This is a genomic window from Amycolatopsis sp. TRM77291, assembly GCF_054166285.1.
Window position 1 is genome coordinate 3,333,571 of the sequence record NZ_JBSZHF010000001.1, and the last position, 11,470, is coordinate 3,345,040.

12 protein-coding genes are annotated in these 11,470 nt (G+C 68.6%); 6 read left to right on the forward strand and 6 right to left on the reverse strand.

Annotation, left to right across the window (positions count from 1 at the left end):
• The first annotated feature begins 250 nt into the window (after positions 1-250).
• Positions 251-1,549, forward strand: coding sequence for an NAD(P)/FAD-dependent oxidoreductase (locus tag ACXIZN_RS15650; protein ID WP_457955260.1), 1,299 nt, complete (start codon positions 251-253; stop codon positions 1,547-1,549).
• Positions 1,546-3,615, forward strand: coding sequence for a prolyl oligopeptidase family serine peptidase (locus ACXIZN_RS15655; RefSeq protein WP_457955262.1), 2,070 nt, complete (start codon positions 1,546-1,548; stop codon positions 3,613-3,615). The genes ACXIZN_RS15650 and ACXIZN_RS15655 overlap by 4 nt, the downstream gene beginning before the upstream one ends.
• A gap of 44 nt (positions 3,616-3,659) precedes the next feature.
• Here the strand turns inward: ACXIZN_RS15655 and ACXIZN_RS15660 are convergent, their stop codons facing one another.
• Together ACXIZN_RS15660 and ACXIZN_RS15665 are read right to left on the reverse strand one after the other, a co-directional pair.
• On the reverse strand, positions 3,660-4,865 hold the full coding sequence (locus ACXIZN_RS15660) for an amidohydrolase family protein (protein WP_457955264.1): 1,206 nt from the start codon (positions 4,863-4,865) through the stop codon (positions 3,660-3,662).
• A 160-nt stretch (positions 4,866-5,025) separates the two neighbouring features.
• Positions 5,026-6,306 carry a PucR family transcriptional regulator gene (locus ACXIZN_RS15665; protein WP_457955266.1) on the reverse strand — a complete coding sequence of 427 codons (1,281 nt, stop codon included), beginning with the start codon at positions 6,304-6,306 and terminating at the stop codon, positions 5,026-5,028.
• A 173-nt stretch (positions 6,307-6,479) separates the two neighbouring features.
• Between ACXIZN_RS15665 and ACXIZN_RS15670 the strand changes: the two genes are divergently transcribed.
• The gene (locus ACXIZN_RS15670; protein WP_457955268.1) at positions 6,480-6,947 is read left to right on the forward strand and encodes a hypothetical protein; all 468 of its coding nucleotides are present in this window, start codon (positions 6,480-6,482) and stop codon (positions 6,945-6,947) included.
• Positions 6,948-7,116: 169 nt separating this feature from the next.
• Positions 7,117-7,392: a hypothetical protein gene (locus ACXIZN_RS15675; RefSeq protein WP_457955270.1), complete on the forward strand. Its 276-nt coding sequence runs from the start codon at positions 7,117-7,119 to the stop codon at positions 7,390-7,392.
• Positions 7,393-7,407: 15 nt separating this feature from the next.
• Here ACXIZN_RS15675 and ACXIZN_RS15680 read toward each other — a convergent pair whose 3' ends face one another.
• Complete coding sequence (locus ACXIZN_RS15680; protein WP_457955271.1) at positions 7,408-7,797, reverse strand: family 4 glycosyl hydrolase; 390 nt, start codon at positions 7,795-7,797, stop codon at positions 7,408-7,410.
• Here ACXIZN_RS15680 and ACXIZN_RS15685 point away from each other — a divergent pair.
• Positions 7,790-7,930, forward strand: coding sequence for a hypothetical protein (locus ACXIZN_RS15685; RefSeq protein WP_457955273.1), 141 nt, complete (start codon positions 7,790-7,792; stop codon positions 7,928-7,930). The genes ACXIZN_RS15680 and ACXIZN_RS15685 overlap by 8 nt on opposite strands.
• 846 nt (positions 7,931-8,776) lie before the next feature.
• Here ACXIZN_RS15685 and ACXIZN_RS15690 read toward each other — a convergent pair.
• The 3 genes from ACXIZN_RS15690 to ACXIZN_RS15700 form a co-directional block, all read right to left on the reverse strand.
• Positions 8,777-9,109 (reverse strand): hypothetical protein, encoded by a 333-nt coding sequence (locus ACXIZN_RS15690; RefSeq protein WP_457955275.1) that lies wholly within the window; start codon positions 9,107-9,109, stop codon positions 8,777-8,779.
• Positions 9,110-9,343: 234 nt separating this feature from the next.
• On the reverse strand, positions 9,344-9,736 hold the full coding sequence (locus ACXIZN_RS15695; protein ID WP_457955277.1) for a tautomerase family protein: 393 nt from the start codon (positions 9,734-9,736) through the stop codon (positions 9,344-9,346).
• A gap of 3 nt (positions 9,737-9,739) precedes the next feature.
• Positions 9,740-10,768, reverse strand: a complete 1,029-nt coding sequence (locus ACXIZN_RS15700; protein ID WP_457955279.1) for a nitronate monooxygenase — start codon at positions 10,766-10,768, stop codon at positions 9,740-9,742.
• A gap of 112 nt (positions 10,769-10,880) precedes the next feature.
• Between ACXIZN_RS15700 and ACXIZN_RS15705 the strand changes: the two genes are divergently transcribed.
• A partial coding sequence (locus ACXIZN_RS15705) for a LysR family transcriptional regulator (protein ID WP_457955281.1) occupies positions 10,881-11,470 on the forward strand: 590 nt, incomplete at its 3' end.

Here is an 11,470-nt window from a genome sequence, read left to right on the forward strand (position 1 = left end):
ACTGTGGACAAGCACCGTATTTCCCGGTGCCCGCCACCGCCACAGACGATTGCCGGGCGATTCGCGTCTCAGGTCAGACAAACGTCGAACGACTCCGGAGAAGGCGATCGCCTTCGACAGATGTCGTGTTCACCGAGGCCGACTTCCGGTGGAAGCATGATGCTTCGAGGACACCCCACCGCCGACAATGTCGCTGTCCATTGTGGCCGGTGCGGGGACGCACGCGGCCAAGCCTGGGAGGGAGCGAACCATGGCCACGGACGTCGTGGTGATCGGTGCGGGAGTCATGGGCGCGTCGATCGCGTGGGAACTGGCCCGGAGGGGCCGGCGCGTAACTGTCGTCGACAAGGCAGGCGGAGCGGGGCACGGCTCCACGAGCGCGTCGAGCGCGGTGGTGCGGTTCAACTTCTCCACGCTCGCCGGTGTCACGGCGGCTTGGGAGGCGCAGTTCTGCTGGCGGTCGTGGGCCGAGCACCTCGGTTGTGACATCGACGAACCGGCCCGGTTCGTGCGGTGCGGCATCGCGTTGCTGGACGTGGACATCTTGCCGCGGCAGGCCTTTCTGCCCCTGTTCGCGAAGGTCGGCCTCCCGTTCGAGGAGTGGTCCGGCACGCAGCTGCGGGACCGGATCCCGGGGATCGACGTGGGCAGGTACTGGCCTCCCAAACGCATCGACGACGAAGGGTTCTGGCGGGAGACCGAAGGAACTCTCGGCGCGGTCTACACACCGGACGCCGGCTTCGTCAGCGACCCGCAACTGGCCGCGCGGAACCTCGCCGACGCGGCGCGGGCGCACGGCGCCGAATTCAGGTTCCACGCCACCGTCAGCCACATCGAGCGGGCGAACGACCGGGTGACCGCGGTGACGTTGGCGGACGGCACCCGGCTCCCTTGCGCCGTCGTGGTCAACGCGGCGGGCCCGTGGTCGAGCAGGATCAACGAACTCGCCGGGGTCGGTGCCGACTTCACGGTGGGTTCACGACCGCTGCGCCAGGAGGTCGCACACGTGCGGGCACCCGCGAGTCATCGTCGGCGCGACGGGATCGGAATCGCCGTCGCGGATCTGGACCTCGGTACCTATCTGCGCGGCGATACCGGCGGCGGAATGCTGATCGGCGGCACCGAACCGGAATGCGATCCGCTCCACTGGCTCGAAGACCCCGACGCTGTCTCCCCACATCCCACCATGGCCGTGTTCGAGGCGCAGGTGACGCGCGCCGCGCGCCGGTTCCCGGAGCTCATGATCCCCAACCGCGCCCGCGGGGTGGTCGGAGTCTACGACGTCACCGACGACTGGACGCCGATCTACGACCGCACCGACTTGGGCGGCTTCTACGTCGCCATGGGCACCAGCGGCAACCAGTTCAAGAACGCCCCCGTCGTCGGCGGGTTCCTGGCCGCGATCATCGAACACACCGAGCGCGGTGCCGACCACGACGAACGGCCCGCGCGGTACGTCGGCGAGCACACCGGACTGGAAATCGACCTGTCCGCGTTCTCCCGCAAACGTCCGTTCAACGCCGAGAACTCGGGCACGGTGCTGGGATGAGCGCCATCGAACCGCCGGGCACCCGCACCGGCGACGACATCGACGAGGTGGCCGGGGTCCGGTTCGCCGACCCCTACCGATGGCTGGAGGCGAACACCGACGAGGTCCGCGCCTGGCAGGACGAGCAGGGCGAGGCGGCCGCCTCCTACGTCCGGGACTGGCCGCACTTCGATCGGTTGCGCGAACTGGTGGCGCACTACGACACCGAGCGATTCGCCGCAGTGCCGACGGTCGCCGACGGGCGCTGGTTCCGGATCGACGCAGGGCCCGGTTCCGACCGGCCAGCCGTGCTGGTGGCCGACGAACCCTATGGCGAGGGCCGGGTTGTGTTCGATCCTGCGTCGGAGAACTCCGGGAAACCGCCGTTCCTCTCGTGGATCTCGCCGTCACCGGATGGCACGCTGCTCGCGCTCGGCGTGTGCACCGACGGCAGCGAGCGGAACACGATCCGGCTCGTCGACGTGGCGAGCGGCGCGCTGTTGCCGTCCCCGCCGGCGCAGGCCCTCAAGGACAGCTGGACCGGTGGGGCGAGCTGGCTCCCGGACTCGTCCGGGTTCTATTTCGCCGGTATCGGCGACGATCCCGCCGGACTGGCGCATCAGGTGTACCTGCACCTGCGGGGCCGGACGCCGTCGACGGTCCCGGTCGAGGTGCCGTGGTTGCCCGGTGACGACTACCGCGCCGTCGTGGCTTCGGCCGACGGCAGGCATGTCGTGGCGGTGCAGGGAATGCTCGATCCCGTACCGGTGGCCGTCGCGGCTCTCGCCGACCCGGCGGTTCCGGCCTGGCGCGACTTCGTCACCGACGTTTCGCTGAACCTCGCGGGTTTTCTCGTCGGTGACGAGTGGATCGCGGTCACCGATTCCGGCGCTCCGCGCGGCCGGGTGGTAGCGGTCGCACTGGACAGCGCCACCCCGAACGAACCCGATACGTGGCGCACGATCGTGCCGGAATCGGACGCGACGATCCGGTCCGTGCGGCCGGTGGGCGATGCCCTGTACCTGGCGGAACTCGTCGATACCTACGCCGGCCTGCGGATCATCGGCCACGACGGCGCACCACGCGGAACGGTTCCCTTGCCGGGCAAGGGCGCGCTGGGTGAGATGCCACTGGCGATGATGAACATCCTCCGGACGCGGGCCGAGAACGACATGGTGTTCGGATTCTCGACGCTGACCAGTACCTGGGGCGTCTACCGGCACCGGCCGGGCGAATCACGGCTGGAGACCTTGCGGGAACCCGCGGTGCGGCTCGAGGACTGCGTCGTGGAGGACGGCTGGGCCACCTCCGAGGACGGGACCCGGGTGCCGTACCACCTGGTGCGGCACCGGGACGTACCGCTGGACCGGCCACGCCCGACACTGCTCTGGGGATACGGCGGATTCGGCGCGCCATGGGTCCCGCAGTTCCCCGGCTCGACGGCGGCCTTCGTCGCGTCCGGCGGTGTGTTCGGGCACGTCCACTTGCGAGGGGGCGGCGAACTCGGCCGCGGCTGGTGGGACGACGGCAGGCTCGAAAACAAGCAGAACGGCTACGCCGACCTCTACGCGATCGCCGAGAACCTCATCGCCACCGGGGTCACCAGTCCGGACCTCCTCGCGCTGACCGGCGCGTCGGGCGGCGGGTTGCTGTGCGGTGTCGCCGCCACACAGCGGCCCGAGCTCTGGCGAGTGGTGGCGCCACGTGTACCGCTCCTCGACCTCATCGGCGCCTGCCGCGACGGTTACGGCCGGTTCGTCGTCCAGTCGGAATTCGCGCGGGTCGACGATCCGGAGGAGATCCGGCGGCTCGCCGGGTTCTCGCCCTACCATCTGGTGCGCGACGGAGCAGGCTACCCCGCGATGTTCATCGAGGCGGGCGACACCGATCCGCGATGCCCGCCATGGCACGCCCGCAAGTTCGCGGCCCGTCTGCAGGCGGCCACCGGCAACGGATCGCCGGTGTTCGTCCACGTCTGGCGTGAATCCGGGCACGGCTGGGCGACCGACAAGGATCGTCTGCTCACCCAGGCGACCGAGTGGCTCGCCTTCGTGGAGAAGACCCTCGGTATGGAACCGCCGGAGTGAGCGGCAGGGGGCGGGCGCGCCCACCGTGCGCCCGCCCCGGTCGTTCAGCGCCGGTCCTTGACGATCCGTCCGTTCTGGACGACCAGGACCACGGAATCCCGATCGGCGAACAGTTCCGGCGTGGTCAGCGGATCACCGGCGAACGCGACGAGATCGGCCCGCTTGCCCACCTCGATCGTGCCCACCTCGTCGGCGATCCCGAGGATGCCCGCGTTCACCGAGGTGGCGGCGACGAGCGCCGCCATCGGCGATTCGACCTCCGCCCGCAACACCAGCTCGTCGCCGCGGTGGCCCTGGTCCGGCCCGATGAGGTCGGCCCCCAGCCCGAGACGCACGCCCGCCGCACGGGACGCGTGGATCGCGTCGATCTGTCCTCGCCACGCGCCTTGCGCGCGCCGCGCGATTTCGGCGGGCAGGCCATGGTGGGTCGTGTCGTCGAGCAGATCCCTGACCACGGTCAAGGTGGGAACGTGCGCGACGTCGCGCTCGGCCATCAACGCGGCCATCTCGTCGTCGATCTCGGTGCCGTGCTCGACGCAACGCACCCCGGCCTCGATCGCGTTGCGCAGACCGGTGTTGTTGTGGGCGTGCACGGTCACGTAGGTGCCGCGCGCGGTGGCTTCCTCCACCGCGACGCGGATCTCGTCCACAGTGAACTGGGTGTCGGAAAGTTCGTCGTGATAGGAGACGACACCGCCGGTCACGCACAGCTTGAGGAAGTTCGCGCCGCGGCGGAACGCTTCCCGGACGTTGCCGCGCATCTGATCCGGGCTGTCGGCGAGCATCGCCAACTGCCGCAGTCCGGGAATGCCGTGGCCGTCCCACAGGTGCGTCGGCTCCCACGCCGCCGCCAGGTGCCCGTGCCCGCCGGTCTGGCACTGCACCGGACCGCACTGCAGGATCCGCGGGCCCGGGACCTTGCCCTTGGCCACCACACCGGCCAGCCCGCCGTCGATACCGCCCGTGTCCCGGACGGTCGTGAAGCCCGCGTCCAGGGTCTGCGCGCAGTTGGCGAACATGTCCGCGGCGATTTCGGCGACCGGCAACCCGTATCCGGTGTCGGCCCCGATGTCACTGGAGATGCCCAGGTGGACATGAGCGTCGATCAAGCCGGGTACGAGCGTCACCCCGCCCGAAAGGTCGATGACCTCGGCGCCGACGGGCGGTTCCCCGCCGAGCCGCGCGATCCTCCCGTCCTCGATGAGCACGGTCTGCCCGATGACGGGGTCCGCGCCCGTCCCGTCGGCCACGGTCGCTCCTACCAGCCACATACTCGCGTCGCTCCCTACTGTCCTGCATCGGATCCTTGGTGCGGAACAGCTTTCCGGTCCACGGAGCACTCGGGCCAGTGAGTGACCGTCGGGCATCGACCGGCCGCCGTACGACGTTCGTCGCGACCGTGGTGTCCGATCAGGACACCGAGCGGATCCTCGGCGGCTCACCGGCGGTGGACGCCGCGGCGGTTTCGGAGCGGTAGCCCGCGGCCAGTGCCCGCATTTTCAGGCCGAGGTGCAGGGTCAGCCGATCCTCGCCTCGGCTCAGCGCACAGGCAGTGAGCTGCTCGATGCGCTTCAACCTGTGGTACAGCGTCGCGCGGTGGATGTTGAGTTCCTGCGCGGTGCCTGCGACGTCGCCCGCGTTGTCGAGGAATTTCTCCAGGGTGGTGACGAGCCCACGGCTCCCCGCCTCACGCTCCAGCGCGTCGAGCGCGGGTGTGCGCGAGGCGGCGATCAGGGCGTCGGCCGGCATCTGCAGCAGCAGTTCGTAAGGACCCAGTTCGCCCCACCGGGCGATGGGCCCGAGTGACGGCACGAGTCGTCCCGCTCGCGCCGCCAGGAAGGCCTGCCGATAGGAATCGACAACGTGTTCGGCGTGGTCGACGACCGTACCGGCGCCGAACACCAGCTGCCCGCCATCACCGGTGAACCGTTCGAACCGCGCGACGAGCCGTGCGCAGGTCGCGTCGAGCTCCTTGCGGGAAAGCGGTTCGCGCCCGACGAACAGAAGCCACGCCCTGGCCTTGTTGGCGGCCATCAGCGAGCATCCCCCGGACGCGGGCCCTTGGGCCGCCGGCTCGATGGCGTCCCCGACCGCCGCCTCGAGGGCCGCGTGCTGCGGTGCGGTGGCGCCGTCCAGACCGGGATGCTGCACGCCGAGGACCTGGAACCGCATCGCGCCCGCCGGGAAGAGCTGCTCGGCCCGCAAGTCCTCCACGGCCTGGGAGCGAAGGGCACGATCGGAGGAGACGAGCTCCCACAGGATCGCCTCGTGCCGCGCCTTGGTGCGCTCGTGCACGACAAGCCGCCGGTAGAGAATCACGCCGGCGCGTTCGGCGGCCTCGCGGACCAGTTCCCGGTGCTGCTCGTCCAGCGGGATGCCGACGTCGATGAGCCACAGGTAACCCAGCAGCAGCCCGGCACAGCGCACCGGCGTGCACAGCCTGGGTCGCGCTCCCTTCACCGGCGCCGGCACCCGGCCAGGCCTCGTCCACTGCGCGATGCCCAGCGCGAGGATCTTCTCCCGGATGTCCGCGTCGATCGAACGGTTGAGCACCGAGGACACCCGGATCTCGTCCTCGTCCCCGAAGTGGCGGCTCGCCGCGAGCAGCCGGATCGCGGGATCGTCGATCGCCACCGATCGCCGCAGCCGCTCGGCCAGGTCGTCGACGATGTCCTGCAGATCGTCAGCCACGGCGCCCACCTTCCCGTCGTCCGGACTGCCTCCACTGTGCCTCGGCATCCCTCGAATAGCGAGCTACACATGACGCACCGAAGGTTCGTGCCATACGACAGATGTCGCATCGTCGAGATCTCCCCGTCGTCGACATTCGTCGCAAGGCCACCCCCGAACTTCCTGACTCCTGTGTGAAGCGCGAGCGCGACCAGCTGCCCGATACTCGACGATCAGCGAACGACGAGGAAGGAACTCTCCTGAACATCCCGGAATTCATGTCCCCCGCACACGTCGACCGGATGAATCTGCTTCTCGCGGAGTCGGCCGCGGTGCGCGATGCTGCCGCCGCGCTCGGCGGGACCTACACCATGACCTTCCAGCTCGACGACGCTCCGGCAGGCACCGAGTACTGGACGACGATCTTCGGCCCGGCCGGAATGCACTTCGAACTGACGGCTCCGCGAACACCCCCGGACGTCCTGGTCCGCGCGGACTGGACAACGACGATGCGCGCATTGCACGCACAGAAGGAAGGGCGCGAAGCTCCGGCCGTGGCGGAAGAGACCACCGGCGAAAAGGCGCTGGTGGAGCGGCTCGAGCAGGTTCTGGCGATCGGCAGGCGCGTGGCGACGATCGACACCCGCCTTCCACCCGTATGAACCGCTTCGCCGGGCGATCGCACAGCACTCGAGCGCGCCCTCTCCTCCACCGGTCGATCATTATCAGGCGCGCCGGCTGAACCAGGTAGCCGGCGCGCCGTTCGCCGTGCCATCCGGGACCTGGTCCGGATCTCATTCCCGCTTGGCTCCGAAACCAAGGAGATCCGCGATGACCGAAACCGTTCACACTCCACGATCAACCCGAGGTTTTCCCGCCTACCGATCGTTGACCGTTCACGTCACCGACAGGCTCGAGGGAGCCGCGCGGGTGGTGATGCTGCTACGTGCCAGCAGCTACCGGGTTCGCGACATGACCGTGGAAGTGCGCGAAGGAGTCGTTGAGAGTTCCGTCCAGTGCACGGTTTGGCTCGACCAGGACGACGTGGAAACGCTGCTACGCCGATTGCGGCGAACGCCCGGTGTGGTGTCGGCGGAGAAAAGGTGACGCAAGGGGACCTCGTCACTGGCCAAGGACGGCGCGCAACGTGGGCTGGAGCCGGTCGCCGTGCGCACGGACCAGGTCGTCGCACAGTTCCCAGATCCGCGCCACCAGCAGCGCGGCGGCCGCGGCGGGGTCGGTCATCGCGGCGTGCCGGATGTGGCGCGGGTCGTCCTCGATCGCCGCGCGTACAACGAGGTCGTTGACGCTCAGATAGGTCCGGTTGAGCGCCGCGAGCTGCGGCGGCAGCGCACCGATCCTGGTCGGCCTGACACCGGTGGCGTCGACCAGGCACGGCACCTCGACCACTCCCCCGGACGGCAGGTTCTCGATCAGGCCGCGGTTGACGACGTTGCCGTAGACCGTCCGCGGTGTGCCGGTGAATCTGTCGACCAATATCGCTTTGAACACCGACGCCCAGCTCAACGAGGTGCTCGACGCGATCCGTCTCGTCACCGGCCTCGCCAACAACGGCGGGGCCGCTGACGCTTACCTCAAGGCTTACGAACGTCTCGGCGACCGCTTGGCTTCCCTCGCCGACTAAGATCTCGAAGAGGGAAAACCGACTGTCGGCGTCAGACAAATACGAACGCGCAGCTGTCTACTAGGCAGCGGGATCGAGTCCGACCTGAGGAAATACGACCAACTGTTGGCGGTGCCCAGCACGGCGGCGGTGAACGCGACGACCAGCGCCACCCGCCGCTAACCCGCGGCGCCAGCAACAGCACCGGCAGCGGCGCCAACCACGTCAACGCGGGAATCGGCGCCGGCCCGGAACCCAGATAGAGCATCACTGCCGAGCACACCACCGAGCCCACAGCCACTATCGCGCCGTGCCGACGCCCTCCGTCCACCGCCATGCCAGTCTCCCGGACTCGAGTTCTCCTTACCCAGGACGAGCCTGCCGACCCGCCAGCGACAACACACTGGCGCCGGCCACCGGACCCACCTTGGGGCAGGCCCTACCGAAGAAACGACACGACAATGAGACTGATCTTGGGGTGCCACCTCATGAGACAGATCTGAACCCCGCAGGTCAAAAAGATCGGCATGTCATCGGCGGCGAGACCCTACACAATTGCGGGTTTACGGTTCCCCGCAGGTCTACCCTCGCCGACAGCCAGGCCGATCTGGTTGGCAGCGGTGTACTGAGTGACAACCCGGCGATGAGCAGAGCTGCCCTGCGGGGGCTCGTGGTGGTCAGCGGGGTGATCGCGGTCCTGGTGACTCGATTGGCTTGCGCTTCTGCGTGGTATCGGTGTGATGGCTTCGAGAGGACGCTCATCCGTGATCAGAGGGTTCGCTGGAGGGCGATCAGGCTGAGGTTCTCCGCGCGTCTGGAGGGTGTTCGTCTCGACGAGGTCCGTGGTGACGAACACCCTCCGGTCGGCTATGCGGCCACGGACTTCCGGAACGCGTATTCACCCGGTACGCACTTCGCGATGGAGAATGTCACTCTCGCGGTGGTTCCGGATACTGTGCGGGAGCCGAGGTTGCCCTCCTTTGTGTACTCATATCCCTTCCAGGCGCACTGGATCACCGTCTTGAACGTTCCGGTTCCGGAGTGGCAAGCGCCTCGTGCTCCCACGTTGTAGCCGCCTTCGGTGATCCACGTGCTGCTGCAGCTGCCGACGGCAGCCTGTGCCGTCGCGGGTACGGCGACCACCGCGGCGGCCACCGCGCCGAATACCGCGCACACGGTGCTGAACCGACGAAATCGCATGACTTCCTCCCCAAATAGTGCTGGTTGGAGGGGAAGCATTCCCTTCCCGGGCTAGTAGCGCGACGCTTTTGCGGGAGACCGCAAAAGCGCTGGTCGGCGGCGGGGCGCTCAGTGGTTCCCCGCCGTGGTGTGCCAACCCCGACCGCGAGCCGCACGACGTCGAATTGGGTGGGAGAGCCAGTACTCACCGCTCTCGCGCAAGAGACCGCCGGTCTGCTCGACCGGCGCGCGGGTTCAGGCCAGTTCTCCGGTGACGAATTGGGCGCGCCCGTGACCGAACGACCAGTCTTCGTCGCCGTTCTCCGTGATAGAGACGATCAGGTCGGCGGAGTCGATGCCGCAATCGTGAGCGAGGCTACGGGCGAGGAGTTCGTAGAAAGCCACCTTGGCCGCGGGGGCACGCCTGCGGCTGATCACGTGCAGGATGACGAGCCCGGCCGAGCGGTCTATGCCGAGGCCGGTGTCCAGGGCCACCACCTCACCCGCCGGATGGGTGCGGACCACTTGGTAACGATCGCGTTCAGGTACGCCGAAGGCGATCACCACCGCCTCGTGGATGGCGTCGAGCAGAGAGTGGACCTGCTCGGGAGTACGGCCCTCCACCAAGTCGACGTAGATCAAGGGCATCGTTCAGTCTCCGATCAGACGCTTGAGGATCTGAGCCGCTGGTTCGGCTGCCGCGTGGCGGAAGCCAGTGCCCGCCCACAGGTTGAGCCCGTCGGGATCCCCTGCAGCGGCCGCCGCTTTGCGGAGCGGGCTGGTGAGGTGGTGCAGTGCGGGGAAGCCGACGGGCGCCAGGGCCGAATAGCGGTCGGTGAAGGCGTTCGCCAGGGCGCGGGCCGGGCGGCCTGTAAAGGCACGGGTGACAACGGTGCGCCGCCGGTTGGGGTCGCACAGCGCGGCCTGATGCAGTGGCGAGGTTCCGCTCTCCTCGGAGCGCAACAGGACGGTGCCGACCATCGCCGCCGCGGCACCCGCGCGGAGGATGTCGGCGACCGCGTCGGGCGTGGCGATTCCACCAGCCGCGATGATGGGCGCGTCGGTCGCCGCGGCGACGGCACGGACCAGATCACCGAGCGGCACCTCCGCGGGCGGCCGCTCCGGGGTAAGTGTGCCGGAGTGCCCGCCGGCGGCCGATCCCTGCACGATCAGGATGTCGACCCCCACCTCGGTGGCGAGGCGTGCCTCGTCCACTGAGGTGACGGTCTGCCCGACGATCGTGCCCGCTTTGCGCAGTGCCTGGATGACCGGGACCGCGGGCATGCCGAAGGTGAAGGTGACGAAGGGGACCAGGTCGGTGAGCAGCAGGTCGATCTTGTCGTGCCAGGCGTCGTCGTCCTCGGTCGGGGCGATGGCGGTGAGGTCGATGCCGTGACGCTCGGCCTCTGGCTGGAGCACCCGGACGTACTGGTCGTATGCCGCGCGGTCGACGGGGACCGGGTTGGGAGCGAAGAGATTGACCCCGAAGGGCACCGATTCCGTCCGGACCGCCTTGATCTGCTGTTCCAGGCCCTCGGCCGTCTTGTATCCGCCCGCCAGCAGGCCCACTCCGCCGGCCGCGGCGGCTGCGGTGACGAGTCGGGACGTCGTCGGCCCGCCGGCCATGGGGGCGGCCAGCACGGGTGCGGACAGGCCGAGTGCGGCCAGAGTGCTGTGCATGGGATCCTTCCTCGGATCTGCTTGGCGTGGATTTGCCATCTCCTGCTCCGAAACTAGGCAGCGCTCGACTGTTTGTGAAATGCCCTGCGGAGTGCATCTATGCTTGCCGGTAATGAATGAGTTTTCGGCAAACCGAGTCGAGCTTCGCCACCTGCGGAGCTTTCAAACAGTCGCGCGCCTGAAGTCGTTCACCAAGGCCGCAGGCGTGCTCGCGATCACTCAACCCGCACTCAGTCGCACCGTCCGCCAGCTGGAGGACATTCTCGAAGTGACTCTCCTGGATCGCAGCACCCGGCATGTCGAGCTCACCAGCGCGGGGCAGACGCTTCTCGACCACGTCGAGCGCAGCCTTGCCGAACTCGACCGCGGAATCGCCGCTGCCCGCCGGGAGTCGACCATCCGGCTCGGGTTCAGCTGGCTTCTGCCCGACCCCTGGGCTCAGGACACCGTCACCCGGTTCGAACGGGCCACCGGCACCACGGTGGACCTGATACGCATCGACGATCCGCTCACCGCGGTTCAGCAGGGCCAGGTCGAGATCGCGCTGGTGCGTGGCCCTGTACGGATTCCGGGCCTGCGTGTGGTCGACCTCTTCGACGAGCCTCGTGTCGCCGTGTGCTCCGTGCGCTCGGCCCTGGCCGAGAACGCGCAACTGGCCTGGCGCGATGTTCCCCGGTGGCCGCGGGGCGTGAACACGACCAG